The organism is Sporosarcina sp. QA0331 (assembly GCF_055808055.1).
This window is the reverse complement of record NZ_CM147850.1, coordinates 1,987,409-2,005,788: the sequence shown is the minus strand read 5'-3', so window position 1 is coordinate 2,005,788 and position 18,380 is coordinate 1,987,409. Positions and strand designations below refer to the sequence as shown.

The 18,380-nt window shown below is 43.8% G+C and carries 22 protein-coding genes; 21 read left to right on the top strand and 1 reads right to left on the bottom strand.

Going from position 1 to position 18,380, the window contains the following annotated elements; genetic code table 11:
• Positions 1–16 precede the first annotated feature (16 nt).
• The 19 genes from AC0L13_RS09975 (at position 17) to AC0L13_RS09885 (ending at position 15,944) form a co-directional block, all read left to right on the top strand.
• A complete protein-coding gene (locus AC0L13_RS09975; RefSeq protein ID WP_473646569.1) occupies positions 17–712 on the top strand; it encodes a demethylmenaquinone methyltransferase in 696 nt (231 codons plus the stop codon).
• Between the two features lie 25 nt (positions 713–737).
• Complete coding sequence (locus tag AC0L13_RS09970) at positions 738–1,712, top strand: polyprenyl synthetase family protein (protein WP_473646566.1); 975 nt, start codon at positions 738–740, stop codon at positions 1,710–1,712.
• Positions 1,713–1,800: 88 nt separating this feature from the next.
• Positions 1,801–2,247 carry a nucleoside-diphosphate kinase gene (gene ndk / locus AC0L13_RS09965; protein ID WP_440499346.1) on the top strand — a complete coding sequence of 149 codons (447 nt, stop codon included), beginning with the start codon at positions 1,801–1,803 and terminating at the stop codon, positions 2,245–2,247.
• A 52-nt stretch (positions 2,248–2,299) separates the two neighbouring features.
• Complete coding sequence (locus AC0L13_RS09960; protein WP_473646560.1) at positions 2,300–2,710, top strand: hypothetical protein; 411 nt, start codon at positions 2,300–2,302, stop codon at positions 2,708–2,710.
• 31 nt (positions 2,711–2,741) lie between these two features.
• Positions 2,742–3,512 carry a CheR family methyltransferase gene (locus AC0L13_RS09955; RefSeq protein WP_473646558.1) on the top strand — a complete coding sequence of 257 codons (771 nt, stop codon included), beginning with the start codon at positions 2,742–2,744 and terminating at the stop codon, positions 3,510–3,512.
• A 152-nt stretch (positions 3,513–3,664) separates the two neighbouring features.
• A complete protein-coding gene (gene aroC / locus AC0L13_RS09950; protein WP_473646555.1) occupies positions 3,665–4,846 on the top strand; it encodes a chorismate synthase in 1,182 nt (393 codons plus the stop codon).
• Position 4,847: 1 nt separating this feature from the next.
• Positions 4,848–5,954 (top strand): 3-dehydroquinate synthase, encoded by a 1,107-nt coding sequence (gene aroB, locus AC0L13_RS09945; RefSeq protein ID WP_473646553.1) that lies wholly within the window; start codon positions 4,848–4,850, stop codon positions 5,952–5,954.
• Positions 5,951–6,316 (top strand): chorismate mutase, encoded by a 366-nt coding sequence (aroH, locus tag AC0L13_RS09940; protein ID WP_473646551.1) that lies wholly within the window; start codon positions 5,951–5,953, stop codon positions 6,314–6,316. Before aroB ends, aroH begins: the two co-directional genes overlap by 4 nt.
• Positions 6,317–6,342: 26 nt before the next feature.
• Positions 6,343–7,437, top strand: a complete 1,095-nt coding sequence (gene hisC, locus AC0L13_RS09935) for a histidinol-phosphate transaminase (protein ID WP_473646549.1) — start codon at positions 6,343–6,345, stop codon at positions 7,435–7,437.
• A gap of 2 nt (positions 7,438–7,439) precedes the next feature.
• The gene (locus tag AC0L13_RS09930) at positions 7,440–8,555 is read left to right on the top strand and encodes a prephenate dehydrogenase (protein ID WP_473646547.1); all 1,116 of its coding nucleotides are present in this window, start codon (positions 7,440–7,442) and stop codon (positions 8,553–8,555) included.
• Positions 8,556–8,567: 12 nt separating this feature from the next.
• The gene (gene aroA / locus AC0L13_RS09925; RefSeq protein WP_473646545.1) at positions 8,568–9,875 is read left to right on the top strand and encodes a 3-phosphoshikimate 1-carboxyvinyltransferase; all 1,308 of its coding nucleotides are present in this window, start codon (positions 8,568–8,570) and stop codon (positions 9,873–9,875) included.
• A 42-nt stretch (positions 9,876–9,917) separates the two neighbouring features.
• Positions 9,918–11,180, top strand: a complete 1,263-nt coding sequence (locus AC0L13_RS09920; RefSeq protein WP_473646542.1) for a tetratricopeptide repeat protein — start codon at positions 9,918–9,920, stop codon at positions 11,178–11,180.
• Between the two features lies 1 nt (position 11,181).
• Positions 11,182–11,733 (top strand): ReoY family proteolytic degradation factor, encoded by a 552-nt coding sequence (locus tag AC0L13_RS09915; RefSeq protein WP_473646540.1) that lies wholly within the window; start codon positions 11,182–11,184, stop codon positions 11,731–11,733.
• Positions 11,734–11,790: 57 nt separating this feature from the next.
• Entirely contained in the window at positions 11,791–12,240 is a 450-nt protein-coding gene (locus tag AC0L13_RS09910) for a DUF2487 family protein (protein ID WP_473646538.1), read from the top strand.
• A 216-nt stretch (positions 12,241–12,456) separates the two neighbouring features.
• The gene (locus tag AC0L13_RS09905) at positions 12,457–12,963 is read left to right on the top strand and encodes a QcrA and Rieske domain-containing protein (RefSeq protein WP_473646941.1); all 507 of its coding nucleotides are present in this window, start codon (positions 12,457–12,459) and stop codon (positions 12,961–12,963) included.
• A gap of 22 nt (positions 12,964–12,985) precedes the next feature.
• Entirely contained in the window at positions 12,986–13,660 is a 675-nt protein-coding gene (gene qcrB / locus AC0L13_RS09900) for a menaquinol-cytochrome c reductase cytochrome b subunit (RefSeq protein WP_060208191.1), read from the top strand.
• A 55-nt stretch (positions 13,661–13,715) separates the two neighbouring features.
• Positions 13,716–14,486: a c-type cytochrome gene (locus tag AC0L13_RS09895; RefSeq protein ID WP_473646536.1), complete on the top strand. Its 771-nt coding sequence runs from the start codon at positions 13,716–13,718 to the stop codon at positions 14,484–14,486.
• 109 nt (positions 14,487–14,595) lie between these two features.
• The gene (gene lhaT, locus AC0L13_RS09890; RefSeq protein WP_473646533.1) at positions 14,596–15,201 is read left to right on the top strand and encodes a lipoprotein heptaprenylglyceryl N-acetyltransferase LhaT; all 606 of its coding nucleotides are present in this window, start codon (positions 14,596–14,598) and stop codon (positions 15,199–15,201) included.
• Positions 15,202–15,266: 65 nt separating this feature from the next.
• Complete coding sequence (locus tag AC0L13_RS09885; protein WP_473646937.1) at positions 15,267–15,944, top strand: zinc metallopeptidase; 678 nt, start codon at positions 15,267–15,269, stop codon at positions 15,942–15,944.
• 265 nt (positions 15,945–16,209) lie between these two features.
• Here the strand turns inward: AC0L13_RS09885 and AC0L13_RS09880 are convergent, their stop codons facing one another.
• A complete protein-coding gene (locus AC0L13_RS09880; RefSeq protein WP_473646531.1) occupies positions 16,210–17,082 on the bottom strand; it encodes a YitT family protein in 873 nt (290 codons plus the stop codon).
• Between the two features lie 104 nt (positions 17,083–17,186).
• On the opposite strand from AC0L13_RS09880, the gene AC0L13_RS09875 reads away from it, so the two are divergent.
• Together AC0L13_RS09875 and dapB are read left to right on the top strand one after the other, a co-directional pair.
• On the top strand, positions 17,187–17,558 hold the full coding sequence (locus tag AC0L13_RS09875; protein ID WP_473646529.1) for a nucleotide pyrophosphohydrolase: 372 nt from the start codon (positions 17,187–17,189) through the stop codon (positions 17,556–17,558).
• Positions 17,558–18,358, top strand: a complete 801-nt coding sequence (gene dapB, locus AC0L13_RS09870; RefSeq protein ID WP_473646527.1) for a 4-hydroxy-tetrahydrodipicolinate reductase — start codon at positions 17,558–17,560, stop codon at positions 18,356–18,358. Before AC0L13_RS09875 ends, dapB begins: the two co-directional genes overlap by 1 nt.
• The last annotated feature ends 22 nt before the right edge of the window (positions 18,359–18,380 follow it).

Below are 18,380 nucleotides of genomic sequence, written 5' to 3'. Positions count from 1 at the left end.
AAAGAAGGGAAGACTTATGGGGACATCCAAGGAAGAGAAAGTCCATCACGTCTTTGAGAAGATTGCTGTTGATTATGATAAGATGAATTCTGTCATCAGCTTCAACCAACATAAAAAATGGCGAAATGATATTATGATTCGAATGAATGTGCAAAAAGGATCGAGTGCTTTGGATGTTTGCTGTGGCACTGCGGACTGGACAATTGCGTTAGCCGAAGCTGTCGGGCCGGAAGGGAAAGTTACCGGACTTGATTTCAGTGAAAGCATGCTTGCATCCGGAAGACCTAAAGTCGCTACATATCCTATGGTCGACCTTATCCAAGGGAATGCGATGGAATTGCCTTTTCCTGATAACAGTTTCGATTATGTGACGATCGGATTCGGACTGCGCAACGTCCCTGACTATGGACAAGTTCTAAAGGAAATGAACCGCGTACTGAAGCCCGGTGGAATGGCAGCTTGTTTGGAAACATCACAAACTGAAATTCCGGTATATCGTCAATTATTCCGTTTTTATTTTAAATACATTATGCCTTTCTTTGGAAAGCTCTTTGCCAAAAGCTATAAAGAGTATTCTTGGCTTCAAGAATCGGCAGATGATTTCCCAGGAACGAAGCAGCTTGCTCAAATGTTCGTAGATGCAGGTTTTCGGGAAGTATCTTATAAGAAATATAGCGGTGGAGCTGCAGCAGGGCACATCGCGTTCAAATAATTGCAAGTAGGGGAAGGTAATCGTCTTGGAGAAATTGAAGTTAATGTCGTTATACGCAGATTTCCGAAAAGATCTGTCATTCATCGAAAAGGAACTTGAAAGATCCGTCGACTCCTCTTCCCCGGTCATTCGACAAGCTTCCCTCCTGCTATTAAGGGCAGGTGGAAAAAGGATCCGCCCTATATTTGTCATACTTTCATCCAAGTTCGGTGAATATTCAATGGAAAATGTGGCGAAAGTAGCAGTATCCTTGGAATTGATCCATATGGCATCGTTAGTTCATGACGACGTCATCGATAATTCGGATTTTCGTAGAGGCTTTGAAACGGTGAAGGCTAGATGGAATAACCGGATTGCTATGTATACCGGCGACTATATCTTTTCGCGTGCACTCGTTTCCATCGGAGAGATTGAAAAATCTGCGGTTCACCAACTACTTGCTAAAACGATGTTGGAGATTTGTAAAGGTGAAATTATTCAATTTGAATACCAACAAAAAACAGATCAGACTTTCCGTGACTATTTGCGGCGCATTAAAAGAAAAACAGCATTATTGCTCTCTTCCAGCTGTGAATTAGGAGCCCTCGTCTCCAACGCTAGTCCTGACGTTGTGGGCAAGCTGAAAAGGTTCGGCTATTTTGCGGGAATGGCTTTCCAAATCGTAGACGATATTTTGGACATTACGTCGACAGATGAAAAGCTTGGAAAACCTGCTGGCAGCGACTTGTTAAATGGGCATTTGACTTTGCCGACATTATACATAAAAGATGAACCAGAATTCCAGCCGTTTTTGCACCGTTCTTTTGACGGAACGTTAACGGAAGATGATCGTGTCAAAATGCTTGCTTATATCCGCCAATCCGGCGCTATAGAAAAATCACAGCAAGTGAGTGATATGTATTTGAGGAAAGCGATCGCGGAAGTGGAATCTTTGCCGGATAACGACGCGAAGAAAGCACTATTGCAAATAGCGGACTTCCTCGGAAAAAGAAAGTTCTGAGCATAAGGATACTAGTTGAAAGATTGTGATCCGAGTGGTACGATCAGTAAGGATAAAATTCCATACATATGTGAAGGAGTGTTTATAAATGGAAAGAACATTTTTAATGGTTAAACCTGATGGCGTTCAACGTAACTTGATCGGTGAAATCGTAAGCCGTTTTGAAAGCAAAGGATACACATTGGTCGGCGGTAAATTGATGCAAATCAGCCAAGAACTTGCTGAGCAACATTATGGCGAACATAAAGAGCGCCCGTTCTTTGGGGAGCTTGTAGATTTCATCACTTCTGGACCAGTTTTCGCAATGGTTTGGGAAGGTGAAAACGTTATTTCAACAGCACGTTTGATGATGGGTGCGACGAATCCTAAGGAGTCTGCTCCTGGAACAATCCGCGGCGATTTCGCTGTAACTGTCGGCAAAAACATCATCCACGGTTCAGATTCACCAGAATCTGCAGTTCGTGAAATCAATCTTTTCTTCAAAGAAGAAGAGCTTGTCAGCTATGACAAATCAATCGTAAGCTGGATCAACTAATCCATATCCACAAACAGCCTCGCAGTCAAATGCGGGGCTGTTTTTTTATTAAATGAAAATATCAGCAATGTATTTTGCGCTCAAGAATATGGTGCTGCGCTCAAGAATACGGTTTTACGCTCAAGAATGTGGTTTCGCGCTCAAGAATACGGATCTGCGCTCAAGAATATGGTTTCGTGCTCAAGAATGTGGTTTCGCGCTCAAGAATACGGGTCTGCGCTCAAGAATACGGATCTGCGCTCAAGAATATGGTTTCGCGCTCAAGAATGTGGATCTGCGCCCAAGAATACGGTTTTACGCTCAAGAATACGATTCCGCGCTCAAGAAAACAGTTTTGAAAGCAAGCATCGGCCTTGCCGGAAATCCTGTTATCTGGACAATAACTTGTATCTCCCTAAGTATCTTTGTCCAAAAGAGGACACATTGGGGAATTGTCACATTTGTTACCTTCTTTCCGGTATAATAGGTGAAAAAGAGTATCAGGGGGATTATGCATGTCAGACTACATCGATTTCATATCGAAAATAAAGAAAAAGACTGGAATCGACTTATCATTATATAAAGAAGCACAAATGAAAAGAAGGCTCACGTCCCTCTATGAGAAAAGGGGATTCCGCAACTTTTCGGACTATTATTCCGCAATACATAACGACAACACACTGCTCGATGAATTCCTCGATCGGATGACAATCAATGTTTCCGAATTTTACCGGAACGCACAACGTTGGGACGTTCTTGATAAGAAAATCTTCCCTATGCTGCTTGCCGATAACAAAAAGCTGAAAATATGGAGTGCTGCCTGCTCAACAGGCGAAGAACCATATTCACTTTCCATGGTATTGTCTTCTCACGTTCCCCTAAGGGATATCTCGATTTTAGCGACAGATCTAGATGCAGGCGTATTGGAGCGTGCGAAAGTCGGGCTGTATCAAGAACGATCATTGAAGGAAGTTCCAAAACCTATCTTGGATAAATACTTCGTTAATGAAGGACATCACTACCAAGTGAAAGATGAAATTAAAAAGACAGTCCAATTCAAACAGCAAAACCTGTTAGGGGATCCGTATGGTTCTGGATTCGACCTGATCGTCTGCAGGAATGTTATGATTTACTTTACGGAAGAGGCGAAGGATCAGATCTACTCCGATTTTTCAAAAGCGCTAAAGCCAGGTGGAATTCTTTTCGTCGGAAGCACCGAGCAGATTTTCAATCCATCGAAATACGGATTTGAATCAGAAGAGACATTCTTTTACAGGAAACTTTGAGAAAACGTTTTCATATCGTATTTATCTTTAAATCCGGAAAATATCCGGATTTTTTCATTAATACCTATAGTCAAAATTGTTTTAGTTTGATAAAGTGCTATGAAACGGATGTTTAATCCATCCTTAAGAAGAGAGATAAAGGAGGAAATGGAATGAGGTTTTTTACAGCTGGCGAGTCACACGGTCCACAATTGACAGCCATTATTGAAGGATTACCCGCTCAAATGCCATTGACGGCAGAAATGATCAACAACGAATTGAAAAGACGTCAAGGCGGCCATGGACGTGGTCGTCGGATGCAAATAGAAAAAGATCAGGTGCTAATTACTTCCGGTGTTAGGCATGGGAAGACGATTGGATCGCCTGTGACATTGACGGTCGTTAATGACGATTGGAAACATTGGACGAACATTATGGGAGTCGAGCCATTGGCGGACGATGTAAATCCCGAGGATATAAAAAGACAAATTACAAGACCGCGGCCAGGTCATGCGGACCTTGTGGGTGGTATGAAATATGGACATCGCGATTTGCGAAATGTCCTTGAAAGATCCTCCGCAAGGGAGACGACGATGCGTGTAGCAATAGGCGCTGTAGCGAAACAGTTCCTTCGTCAGTTAAACATCAACACGGTTGCACATGTGACGGAAATTGGCGGTATAACAACTGATCCTGAAACGTATTCCGGATTGTCGATGGATGAGCTGCGAACAATCATAGAAAACGATCCTGTCTATTGCGCGGATAAAGAGGCGTCTGCACGGATGGTTGCAGCGATTGATGATATTAAAGGACGCGGAGATACGCTTGGAGGGGTCGTAGAGGTCGTTGTAGAAGGCTGTCCGCCAGGAATCGGCAGCTACGTCCAGTTTGACCGCAAAATGGATGGGAAGCTTGCTGGAGCCATGATGAGCATTAATGCTTTCAAAGGTGTAGAGTTCGGATTAGGCTTTAAAATGGCACAAAAACCAGGCAGCGAAGTACATGATGAGATTGCGTGGTCGGAGGAACTCGGCTACTATCGTAAATCGAATCGCCTCGGTGGACTTGAAGGCGGTATGACGACAGGAATGCCGATTGTCGTCCGGGGTGTCATGAAACCGATCCCTACATTGTACAAGCCTCTTGAGAGCGTGGATATCGATACGAAGGAGCCTTTCGTAGCGACAATCGAGAGGTCGGATCCTTGTGCTGTGCCGGCTGCGTCCGTTGTTGCGGAGCATGTCATTGCAACAGAAGTGGCGAAAGCGATTATGGATGAATTCCGATCCGATACGATGGATGGCTTGAAGGACGAGATCGAGCGCTACCGACAATATGTAAAGGAGTTCTAATATGGGGAAACTGACCGTTCAATTGCCTGACGCGCAATATGATGTTCGTATTGGAGAGCATGTGTATGACTTGTTATCGACAGATTATCTCGACTTGCTGGAAAGTGCAGATCGAGTGGGCGTCATCGCTGATGAACAAGCAGCCAACCTTCACTTGCCAGTTCTTCTCGATGCCCTACAAAAAGCTGGAGTTGAACCTTTTATAAAGATAGTCCCTCAAGGGGAAAGTTGTAAAACGCAGGAAGTATATTTCGAATGCCAATCCTATTTAGTAAGAGAGAATTTCACCCGGAATTCCATCCTTATCGCATTTGGGGGAGGGGCATGTGGAGATTTGACAGGATTTGTTGCCGCTACATTCATGCGGGGAATCAGATTTATTCAATGTCCGACGACTATCCTTGCACACGACAGTGCAGTGGGAGGCAAGACCGCCATCAATCTTCCGGAAGGGAAAAACATGGTCGGTTCCTTCCATCAGCCGTCAGCAGTCTTATTCAATACTAAACTGTTGCGAACATTGCCGCCTCGTGAAATTCGCTCGGGTATGGCGGAATTGATCAAGCATGCATTCATTTCCGATGAGAAATGGTCTGAAATGCTGCTGGAAGAAGAGAATTTTACAAAACCAGCAGAAGAATGGTTATCGGAAGAATTGTTAAAAGGGATCAAAGTGAAGGCGGAGATCGTTGCTACAGATGAATTTGAACATTCCACAAGAAAGTTTTTGAATTTCGGCCATACATTCGGCCACGCTGTGGAAGCAGTATGCGGCTTCGGTGGTCTGAGTCACGGGGAGTGTGTTGTGATCGGCATGGCGTACAGCTTCATTCTTAGTGAACACCATGGAAAGATTGACCCGTCATTTACAAATCGCTACATTCAATTTGCAAAAAAGAATGGATATTCATTCGAACCAGTTTTGGAGCATACATTTGGCAGTTTCCTTGTCTTCATGGAAAAAGATAAAAAAGCTGCATTCGGCGAAATGAATTTCGTCATGTTGGAAGAGCTGGGCACACCGTTTGTAATGAAAGTTTCAGCCGAAGAATGTGAACAGGCTTTTCTTGAATTGCAGAAAAGAATCAGAATGGGGGAGCAGTCATGACAGTAAGAGGTGTAAGGGGGGCGACTACCGTTGTCTCAGATCAAACTGACTTAGTACTTGATGCAACGAGAACTTTAGTAATGGAAATGGCAAAAGAAAATGCCGTAGCACCTGAAGAAATCGTTTCGGTCATCATTTCAACGACACGAGATATTGAATCAGCTTTTCCTGCCAAAGCAGTCAGGACGATTGATGGATGGAAATACGTACCGGTCATGTGCACGCATGAAATGGACGTGCCCGGCTCATTGCCGTTATGTATCCGAATTCTCATGCATGTCAATTCTGAAACGAGCCAAAAGGATATTAAACATATTTATCAAAACGAAGCAGTGAAGCTACGACCTGATTTGCAAAACTAAAAGACATTCAGACCGGAGGAATACATATGCAGTGGAAAACAGTTCTTAACACTATGAAGCCTTATAAACCTGGCAGATCGATCGAAGAAGTGAAAAAAGCTTATGGATTGGATAATGTCGTAAAATTAGCTTCGAATGAAAATCCGTACGGCTGTGCATCTACTGTAACCGAGTTTTTAGGCAGCACGTCAATGCCGTTTGAAATATATCCGGATGGGCACGGGACAACTCTCCGTGCAAAACTGGCAGAAAAGCATAGTGTGGACGAATCATCAATCCTCTTCGGAAATGGATCTGACGAAATCATTTCGATCATTTCGCGTGCGTTGCTCGCTGAACAAATCCATACGATCATGCCGACTCCGTCGTTTCCTCAATACGTTCATAATGCTAAAATTGAAGGGGCAGATATTACAGAAATCCCTTTAAAGAACGGTTATCATGATTTGAATGATTTCGCTAACGCGATAAATGAACGGACTGCCATCATTTGGGTATGCAATCCTAACAATCCTACCGGAAGTCTTATTCCAAGCGATGAATTGGAACGTTTTTTAAAACGAGTCCCTGAAAATATCCTTGTCGTCCTAGACGAAGCTTATTTTGAATATGTGACCGATCCGAATCATGTCGACTCCATTACATTATTGGATCGTTTTCCTAACATCCTCGTATTGCGCACATTTTCAAAAGCGTATGGTCTCGCGTCTTTCAGAATAGGGTATGCAGTTGGCTCATCTGATATTATTACCGAGTTGAACAAAGTACGAAACCCTTTCAATAACAATACACTTGCAGTGGCTGTTGCAAGCAAGGCTTTGGAAGACGATGCATTCATCGAAAAATGCCGGACGTTTAATGAAAAAGAGAGAGTGCGCTTCAAGAAATTTGCTGATGAAAAAGGAATCCACATGTTTGATTCCGAAACGAACTTCGTCTTACTACAAGTACCGAACGATGCCGATGAAGCTTCGGAATTCCTATTGCAGCATGGCTTTATCGTTAGAAGCGGCAATGCACTTGGTACTCCTGGATATGTCAGAATTACAATCGGGACTGAATCACAAAATACTGGGTTGCTTGACGCATTTACTCTCTTATTACAAGAAAAAGGTAGATAAAAATGACTGATAATGTAGCAATTATAGGCTTGGGTCTCATAGGGGGCTCGCTGGCGCTAGCATTGAAACGTGGCGGCCGTAATATACAAATAACAGGCTTTGACCGTTCATATGCAACTGCAGACGAAGCTTACCGCCGAGGTATCGTTGACAGAATCGCACCTTCCGCAAAAGCGGCATGCGAAAAAGCGGATTTCATTATTTTTGCAACTCCCGTGAATACGACAATCGCATTGATGGAAGAAGCTTCGGAATGGACATTCAAAGAAAATGTCATCATTTCCGATACGGGCAGTACGAAAAATCCAATCATGCAGGCTGCCGAAAGACTTCAAAACAGAGGTTTGACATTCATCGGCGGACATCCGATGGCAGGATCCCATAAAAGCGGCATCGCGGCAGCTAAAGGGCATCTTTTCGAAAATGCATATTATGTGTTAACACCTTCCGAACGTGAAAGCTCTGAACAAATAGATAGGCTGACTGATCTGTTGGCTCCTTCAAAAGGCAAAATCGTCGTCTTAGATGCAGCTGAACATGATCGAATGACTGCGATTGTAAGTCATTTTCCTCATATCATCGCTTCTTCACTTGTTGGAAGACTGGCTGATCAGGAAAAAGAACAGCCTTTCGTGAAAAATCTCGCGGCTGGCGGTTTCCGTGATTTGACGCGTATCGCTTCCGCAGATCCGACAATGTGGCGGGACATTACGATTCAAAATCGTGAAGAATTGCTTGGGCAATTGGATGGTTGGCTGGAGGAAATGCAGTCGATCCGTTCGATGATCGTGGAAAATGATCCCGATCGGATATACAATTTCTTTTCCGACGCTAAGGAATTCAGGGACCACTTGCCTTCCACTTTCAAGGGAGCTGTGCAAGGCGCCTTGTATATGACGTTCGATTTACATATCGACATCCCAGATCATCCTGGTATTATTTCTGAAATAACGAAAATCCTTGCTGATGAACAAATAAGCATAACGAACATACGAATTGTGGAGACACGGACGGATGTTTACGGAATTCTCGTCATCAGTTTCCAAACGGCTGACGATCGAATGGCTGCAAGGACCGTTCTTGCAAAAACAACGGATTATAGTATGCATATTCTCTAAGGGGGCTTCTTCATGGTTGAAACGAAGACAGTGGAATACAACAAGCCTTTAGTAAAAGGTTCAATTAAAGTGCCTGGTGACAAATCTATATCCCATCGTGCTATTATGTTAGGGTCGATAGCGAAAGGTCGTACGGCAATAAAAGGTTTCCTTGATGGGGAAGATTGTTTGCGGACGATCGAGATTTTTAAGCGATTGGGCGTCTCGATCGAACGAAATGGAACAGATGTTGTAGTAGACAGCCCTGGGATTGGAAATTGGACAACTCCGACGGAAGAGCTATATGCTGGGAATTCAGGGACGACTGCAAGATTGATGCTCGGAATCTTATCTGGTTCTCCGGTCACATCCACATTGACCGGGGATGAATCTTTGTCGAAGCGACCGATGAAAAGGGTGACTACCCCATTGCAAACGATGGGTGCCTCCATCACTGGCACAGAGGGTGGAGATTTCCTTCCGCTGACAATTGAAAGCTCTAAGCTAGAAGGAATCGACTACAATATGCCTGTGGCAAGCGCACAAGTGAAATCTGCGATTCTGTTTGCAGGATTGAGTGCAGAAGGAGAAACGATTGTCAGGGAAACTGCCGTTTCAAGAGATCATACAGAGCGGATGCTCAAGCAGTTTGGGGCAGAGCTTTTTCAAGATGGGGAGACTGTAAGCATCAAAGGTGGTCAGACTTTAACAGGTACAGACGTCACCGTTCCCGGAGATATATCCTCCGCAGCCTTTTTCATGGCGGCAGCAGCGATGATCGAAGGAAGCGAAGTAGATTTCTTGGATGTCGGGCTAAATCCGACAAGAACAGGGATTATTGATGTATTGCGTCAAATGGGAGCTAAAGTGGATATACTTGAACAAAACGGTGAAATGGGCGAACCTTATGGGGTAGTGAAAGTTGCTCACGACCGTTTGGAAGGAATAGAGATAAGCGGGGATATCATACCGACGCTGATCGATGAATTGCCGATCATCGCATTGCTGGCCACTCAAGCGACAGGAACAACCGTCATAAAGGATGCCGCAGAGCTACGCGTCAAGGAAACAGACCGCATTGCCGCCGTTACTGACGAACTGACGAAACTAGGTGCCAACGTTAAAGCAACAGACGACGGGATGATCATCGAAGGGCCAACAGCATTATCAGGAGGAGAACTGAAATCGTATGGGGATCACAGAATAGGAATGATGGCCGCGATCGCCTCATTGGCATCAGATGGACCCATTCATATTGAAGACCCTTCTTGCATTGCGATTTCCTATCCGAACTTTTTTGATCATTTGTCGCAAATCGTCTTTGCGCGCAATGAAGAATAATTTTCCTAGTGTATACAACTTGAAGGATCAGGTGAAAATATGATGCAGTTACATGATTTTGAAAAAGCGGTACACGATGGAGATATAGGGCGAGTAAATGACTTGATTGATCGTGTGGAAAAGCCCGGAGACTTCGATTTACTATATGAAGCTGCGGCTTTATTAGTTGATTACGGATATGTCGGCCAAGCCGACCATATTTACGAAACATTGATCTCCTATATGCCTGACGAACCGCAATTGAAGATTGACCGGGCAAATACATTGATGGAACTGGGCGATGAAGATGAAGCGCTGCTGTTGCTTTCAGAAGTAACGCCCGACCAAGAGGAATATGTACAAGCGCTATTAGCTCTTGCCGATTACTACCAGATGATCGGGATGGCAGAAGCAGCTCTTGGAAAGGTAAAAGAGGCTCTCTCTCGTTCACCACACGTACCGGTCATCCGATTTGCTTACGCTGAACTTCTTCTCGATTCGGGGAGATATCTCGAGGCCGCGAAGCTATACTCTGAACTTTATGATGAAGGTCATAATGAAATCGCAGGTATATCGATTCCGCTCCGGCTCGCTGAAACATATAGCGCAGGCGCGGCTTATGAGGAAGCGCTCCCTTATTACGAAAAGATTCTGGCAGATGAGCAACTTCCCGACACGTTGTTCGGAGCTGCATACGCCTACTATCAGAGCAATCAGCCGGATAGGTCGATAAATTTGCTTGAAGATGTAATCGTAATGGACCCCGATTATTTCTCTGCATACATGCTCGCTGGCCAAGCGCATTCCCAATTGGGAGATGACGAAAAGGCATATGAATTATTCGAACAAGGTATCAAGCGTGATGAATTTGACAAGGAACTTCGGCTCTCAGCGGGTAAATCAGCATTGAAGCTAGGATTGCCTCTTGAAGCGGAAGAACATTTACAGCATGCCATTGCGCTGGATCCCGAATATATCGATGCCATCGTTACACTTGCTTCTCTTTATAATGAAAGGGGAGAGGATGGGGAACTGCTGAAACTTCTAACTGATATGAATGAAGAACAAATGGATATTCCACTGTTATCTGCATTCAAAGCTTATGCTCTTGAAAGAGAGGAACAATATGCACATGCATACGTATCTTACAGTAAGGCATATGCTGGAATGAAGGATGATCCATCATTTTTGGATCGATACGCAAGATTTCTTTTGGATGAAGGAAAAAGGGATGAAGCTATCGAAGTAGTTAAGACGCTAGCAAGCTTTACACAACATGAGGAATGGACCGCTTTTCTTGAAACGTTGAATGACGAGGAGGTGTGATATGACAGCCATGATTCCTGTCGCTGCCAAAAAAGACTTCGTGCGGTGGTTTTTAAAGCGCTATAAATTGAAGCGCCGGGAATGTGTGTGGATTTTGAATTATCTATTGAGCCATGAGCAACTTCTTCAAAACGTCCACTTTACGGATGAAGCACATTACTGTCCGCGGGCGATGGTTATTTCAACAATAAATTCGGAAAGCATCCCTTTCCGTTTTTACAAAGGCAATCTAATGACTGCTGATGCGGAAAAATCATTTCATGATTTGCGTCTCCATCCGGAGGAAAAAATGTATATCCAATTGAATTTCCCGAACAGCCATGCATGTCCGGAATATGCAAGCGTGCGGGAGGAAAACCCGTTCCTTCCGGCAGAACTCCAAGTGAGTGCTCGGGATCGGAAAATTGCCGAGCAGCTTCTAGAGGAAAGTGTAGCCTCATTATCCATGGATCTGCTTATGAAAAGAGTCGATGAGGCACTCGACGCCAATGACCGGGAACGGTTCCTCATCTTGTCGGCAATGCTGAACGATATGAAGATTACAAAAGACTAATGACTCCGTCTTCCAGATGGAGTCATTTGCATGAATATTTTTAGGGGGCTGGTTATAGTGAATTGGACAGGCAAGGATATGGATACATATTTGCTTCAAAGAGAATATATTGATACGTTGGTGATTCCGCTTGTAAAAGTTGAAACGAAGATGGATAATATGAAGACAAGCGCTTCTTCGACAGAATTCGTCATGCATCTCGCGTCTTTGATTGAAACGCAATTCAAAGGGAGGATGATGTTTGCACCGCCTTTTGCCTACACTTCAGCAACGGATAAACAGCAAATGGCCGAAACAACATTGCAGGAATTTTCCGATACAACATTCAAGCACGTTTTCTTCTTGACGACCGATCATACTTGGACGTCGATGGATCTGCCTGGACAAGTTATTTGGATGCCTTCCATCCCGCTGGAAAACATGGACGCCTCTTTGCGTCAATCAATTCTGGAAGATCAGCTGCGTCAGTCATTGCCAATATTCACCGAGCAATGGTCGAAGCAATAAGAGATTCATTGTTAGTCGTCTTTCCTACTCCGCTTATTTATTTTCGAGTGGTTATGTATGGAACATGTGTAAAATTCATGAATTGTTCACAATCTGTTCATACAGCTTAAAGCATGATTGAATTTACACTAATATTGATATATCATAGATATGTCCTAGTTTTACAATTAGCAAAAGTATGTCCGTTGGACTGATTTTGGAGTAAGAGGAGGGAAACTGATGAGCAGCAAAGTGTCTAGACGCCAATTCCTAAGCTATACATTAATGGGTGTCGGTGGATTCATGGCTTCAGCAATGTTGATGCCGATGGTCCGCTTTGCGGTCGATCCAGTATTGCAACCAAAAGGTGAAGGTGAATTCATTCCGACTCCGCAAAAAGCGGATGATTTAACTGAAACGCCTGTACGTGTTGACTTTACTATTAAAGATCGTAAAGATGCATGGTACAAATCCGATGTATCGAACACCGCTTGGGTCTACAAAGAAGGCGATACGATCATCGCACTTTCTCCTGTCTGTAAGCACCTTGGATGCACGGTGAACTGGGAAGGCGACGAAAAGCATAAGAATGAATTCTTCTGCCCTTGCCATAATGGACGTTACGAGAAAAACGGTAAAAACATACCAGGAACTCCACCACTCGGACCGCTTGATGAGTTTACGGTCGAAGTCGTGGATGGCTATGTACATCTTGGAAAAACGGTTCCAAACACATTAGTTTAATATGTAAGGGGGTACGACCGAAGTGCTGAATAAAATTTATGATTGGGTTGACGAACGGTTGGATATCACCCCGATTTGGCGTGATATCGCTGACCACGAAGTACCTGAGCACGTGAACCCTGCACATCATTTTTCTGCATTCATTTATTGTTTCGGAGGTTTGACGTTTTTCGTAACGGTCATCCAGATTCTTTCAGGTATGTTCCTTACAATGTATTACACCCCGGATATTGAAAATGCATGGAAATCCGTTTACTATCTTCAAAACGAAGTTGCATTCGGTGAGATTGTGCGTGGGATGCACCACTGGGGAGCATCGCTAGTTATCGTAATGATGTTCTTGCATACATTGCGTGTATTCTTTACAGGCTCATATAAAAAGCCTCGTGAATTGAACTGGATCGTCGGAGTATTAATCTTTGTTACGATGCTAGGTCTTGGCTTCACAGGTTACTTATTGCCATGGGATATGAAAGCGTTGTTCGCAACTAAAGTGGGTATTGAAATTGCTGCATCGGTGCCATTCATCGGTGAACAAATTAAAATCCTTCTGGCGGGCGACTCCACTATTCTTGGAGCTCAAACATTGACACGATTCTTTGCGATTCATGTATTTTTCCTACCTGCTGCTTTGCTTGGGTTGCTTGCGGCACACTTTATCATGATCAGAAGACAAGGTATTTCCGGTCCGCTATAAGATTAACATCCAACAAGATGTTGATCGTCTGAAATTAGAATAAGGAGGGGACAAAATGCAACGCGGAAAAGGTATGAAATTTGTTGGTGACTCACGCATCAAAGCAGAAGGCAAGATGCCGAATGTCCCTAAAGATTACTCGGAATATCCGGGTAAAACAGAAGCTTTCTGGCCGAACTTCCTCTTGAAAGAGTGGATGATCGGTGCCATCTTCTTAATCGGATATTTAATCCTGACAGTTGCCCATCCGTCTCCGCTTGAGCGTCAAGCAGATCCTACGGATACAACATACATACCGGTTCCTGACTGGTATTTCCTATCCATGTACCAATTGCTAAAATATGAGTTCGCATCCGGGCCGTACAACGTAATCGGAGCGATCATCATGCCTGGCTTGGCTATCGGAGCTTTAATGCTTGTTCCTTTCATGGATACATCGAAAGAGCGTCGTCCATTCAAACGCCCTCTTCCGACTGCTTTCATGCTCCTTTCTTTCGCAGCACTTTTCTATTTGACATGGGAATCTGTCGTGAACCATGACTGGGAAAAAGCGAAAGCACAAGGTGCAATTGTTGAAGAAGTCCAATTCGATCCAGAATCTGAAGGATATCAGATTTACGCAGGATCTTCATGTATCGGCTGTCATGGTGACGCTTTCCAAGGTGGTCTAGGACCAGCATTGATAAACACTGGACATACACCAGAAGAGATTGTCGACATCGCACATGATGGTATTGGTACAATGCCACCAGGGCAATGGACAGGTTCAGAAGAAGATTTGCAGGTCCTTGCAGAATTCCTTGCAGGCTTGAAAACTGAGGAGTAATACCAACAGGAAAAAAGAGTCAGGCGACTGACTCTTTTTTTTTACAAATTATTATACATAAACGGTTAATAAGCTGCTGAATGACATACTTCTTTTTGAGGAGATGGCGATGATTTCTATTTACAATCGTATTTGGTTGATATTATCACATAAATCATTTCTATGGTTTTTATTATTCGTCAACATAATTGGCACGGTATACGGCTATGATTGGTATATGTGGCAATTGGAGTTGACGGAACCGAAATTTTGGATTTTTGTTCCGGACAGTCCGACGGCAAGTCTCTTTTTTTCACTTGCTATTATCGGTTGGCTGATCGGCAAGAATTTCAAGCTGATTGAAGCACTTGCTCTTATCACTCTTGTCAAATATGGATTATGGGCGGTTGTCATGAACCTGCTCACGATGAAAGAAATTGGCTCTTTGGATCCTGTCGGGTGGATGCTCATCGGCTCCCATTTCGCAATGGCGGTACAGGCAGTTCTCTATAGTCCTTTTTATAAATTTAAGTTTACACATATCGTAATTGCGGGAATATGGACATTGCATAACGACGTGATTGATTATGTATTCGGCCAAATGCCGATCTATCATGATTTGATGAAGCATATGCAAGAAATCGGTTACTTTACATTCTGGCTCTCCATCGCTTGTATTACCTTGGCATATGCCCTATGGAAAATAAGGAAGAATCGGGAAGCAGCTATAGTATAATAGTAAAAAGTTGCGGTTCAATCGTGCTCATTATAAAATAAGAGTAGACATAAAAGGGAGGGGAAATAGGATTGTCTTTTATCGTTTATTTGGTTATCATCATGTTGCTTCCGTTGTATACCCAATTCAAAGTGAAAAGTACGTATAACAAATACGCACGAATTCGTTCGACATCAGGTATGACAGGTGCACAAGTGGCACGTCTCATCCTCGATCGCAACGGTTTACAAGACGTTAAAGTCGTTGAAAGCAAAGGTTTTTTGAGTGACCATTATAACCCGTTAACTAAAACGGTAGCATTGTCATCTCAAAACTATCATGAAGCTTCAGTTGCTGGTACTGCTGTCGCGGCACACGAAGTCGGACACGCCATTCAAGACGCAGAAGCATATGCATTCTTGCGATTCCGCCATCGATTGGCTCCAGTAGCGAATATCACATCGAATGCTTCATGGATATTCATTATTATTGGGATACTTGCATCTAGCATGAATTACATGCTTGGAATAGGGATTGCGTTAATGGCAGTGGGTGTTTTATTCCAAATCGTTACATTGCCTGTAGAGTTTAATGCATCGACGCGTGCAATGAATCAAATTGTTGAGCTAGGCATCATTCGGAATGAAGAAGAACCTCATGCGAAGAAAGTATTGAGCGCTGCTGCAATGACATATGTCGCTGCTACAGCAGTTGCCGTAATGGAACTTGTTCGACTTTTGTTGATTTTTACGAACAGAGATTAAAACAAAAACCCGACCGCAAATGGTCGGGTTTTACTATTTTATAGTTTAAAATTAGGAGTGACCCTGAGGATTGCAGCTAAAGGCGGCGAAGGGCAAAGATATGCTCTCAACGCTTCGCTTTTGTTCGCAAAAGCCGTTCTGCGTTACGGCTTTTCCTGGGGGATAAGCGGGACAGGTGAGACCCCGAAACGAAGCGAAGCGAAGTGAGGAGGCTGACCGCCCGCCCCCGGAAAGCGTCCGCCTGAAGCGGAAATCCGGTTCCCAATTAATGATCCAACGGTTGTTTCTGATCATCGAGTGTGAAACCTTCTCCTAACACATCATGTACATCCGAAACCGACACAAATGCATGAGGATCAATCGAATTGACAATATTTTTCAAACGCATCATCTCATTTTTACCGACGACGCAATATAATATTTCACGGTCCGATTTCGTGAAATGGCCATATCCCCTAAAAACAGTAACGCCTCTTTCCATTTCCAACGTAATTTTCGAAGCAATCTCGTCTTGAGCTTCTGATATGATAAAAGTGCCCTTAGCGGCATATGCACCTTCTTGAACGAAGTCGATAACACGAGCACCGACGAACAGTGCGACAAGCGTATACATCATAGACCGATGATCCAAGTAGACCGCCCATGAAAGCAAAATTACGAACGCGTCAAACATAAACATTGTCTTTCCCATGCTCCAGCCTATGTACTTATGCGCCAAACGTGCGATAATATCTACACCGCCTGTTGTTCCGCCATACCTGAAAATGATGCCGAGCCCAATACCAATGAAAACACCTGCAAAGAGGGCTACAAGGAACATGTCCCCTTCCAAATGAATGTTGAACTGGTATTTCATAAAGACTTTCAAGAAGACGGATACAGCGACGGTGCCGATAATCGTGTAGATGAAAACCTTTCTTCCTAAAAGCTTCCAACCGATGATGAACATCGGAATGTTTAGCACTAAGTTCATAATGGCGGGATCCCAGTTGAAGGCAAATAAGAGGATAAGCGTAATACCGGTAAATCCGCCTTCCGCTAGTTCGTGCTGAATATTAAAATGTACAAGGCCAAAACTGAATATTGCAGCTCCGAGGATAATGAAAAAAACATTTTTGAATTTTATTCCGTGAAGCAAATGATAACCACCTTTCTTGGGGCGTCTACACTTCAGATGCCCTGCGCGTTGGAGCGCCATTAATATTATCGATGATTACTGATTTTTTGACAACAGTCCTATGAATGAATACGATAACAAATGAAGGAGACGGAAGCAAATTGGAACAAGCTAAAACGATGAAAAACTTGCAAGATGAAGTTCATACGTACATATCGGGCTTTGAGGAAGGGTATTTCCCTCCAATGGAGATGCTCGCCCGCCTTACGGAAGAGCTTGGTGAACTTTCGAGGGAAGTCCAGCATGTATATGGTGTGAAAAAGAAAAAGGATAGTGAAGAAATCAAATCGCTAGCAGAGGAGACCGGTGATTTATTGTTTGTTCTCATCTGTTTCGCGAATTCACAAGGAATCAGTCTAGAGGATGCATTGATGGGGGTCTTGAATAAATTCAAAGATCGCGACGCAGACCGCTGGACGAAAAAGGAGGAAATTTGATGAAAATAAAAGTAGCCATTGCAGGGGCCCGTGGAAGAATGGGGTCTACAGCGATAGAAGCGATAGAAGCGGCAAATGACGCAGAAGTAGTAGCTGCGCTTGATTATAAATATGACGGTTTGCATTTACATAATGGTGCCATAAATGAAGAGAAACAGGGTATTCCCGTATATACATCGTTTTCAAAGCTTTGCGAAGATCACCAACCGGCAGTGCTGTTGGATGTAACCGATCCGGATGCCGTCTTCAATAATGTGAAAGCTGCTTTGTCACTTGGCGTCCATCCGGTCGTTGGAACTTCCGGTTTATCGAAGCAGGAGCTGGATTCCATTTTCGAATTGGTGGAATCGACTCATGTCGGTGGAATCATTGCTCCTAACTTCTCCATTGGAGCCGTTCTCATGATGAAGTTTGCGGCTCAGGCAGCCCGCTATTTGGGGGATGTAGAGATTCTCGAAATGCATCATGACCGTAAACTGGATGCACCTTCAGGAACTGCCGTTAAAACCGCAGAAATGATTAAGGAAAATAGACCAGCGCACATCCAAGGGCACCCAGAAGAGCAAGTCCATTTGGAAGGGGCAAGGGGAGCTGATGTGGAAGGAATGAAAATCCATAGCGTCCGTTTGCCAGGTCTGCTTGCCCATCAGCAAGTCCTCCTTGGTGGAGAAGGGGAGTTATTGACGATTCGTCATGATTCATTTGACAGGAAAAGCTTTATGCCGGGGATTATGATGGCGATCCGAGAAGTGATCGATCGAAAAGATCTCGTATATGGCTTAGAAAATATAATCGATTAACGTTGTGCGGAAGAGGTGCAGT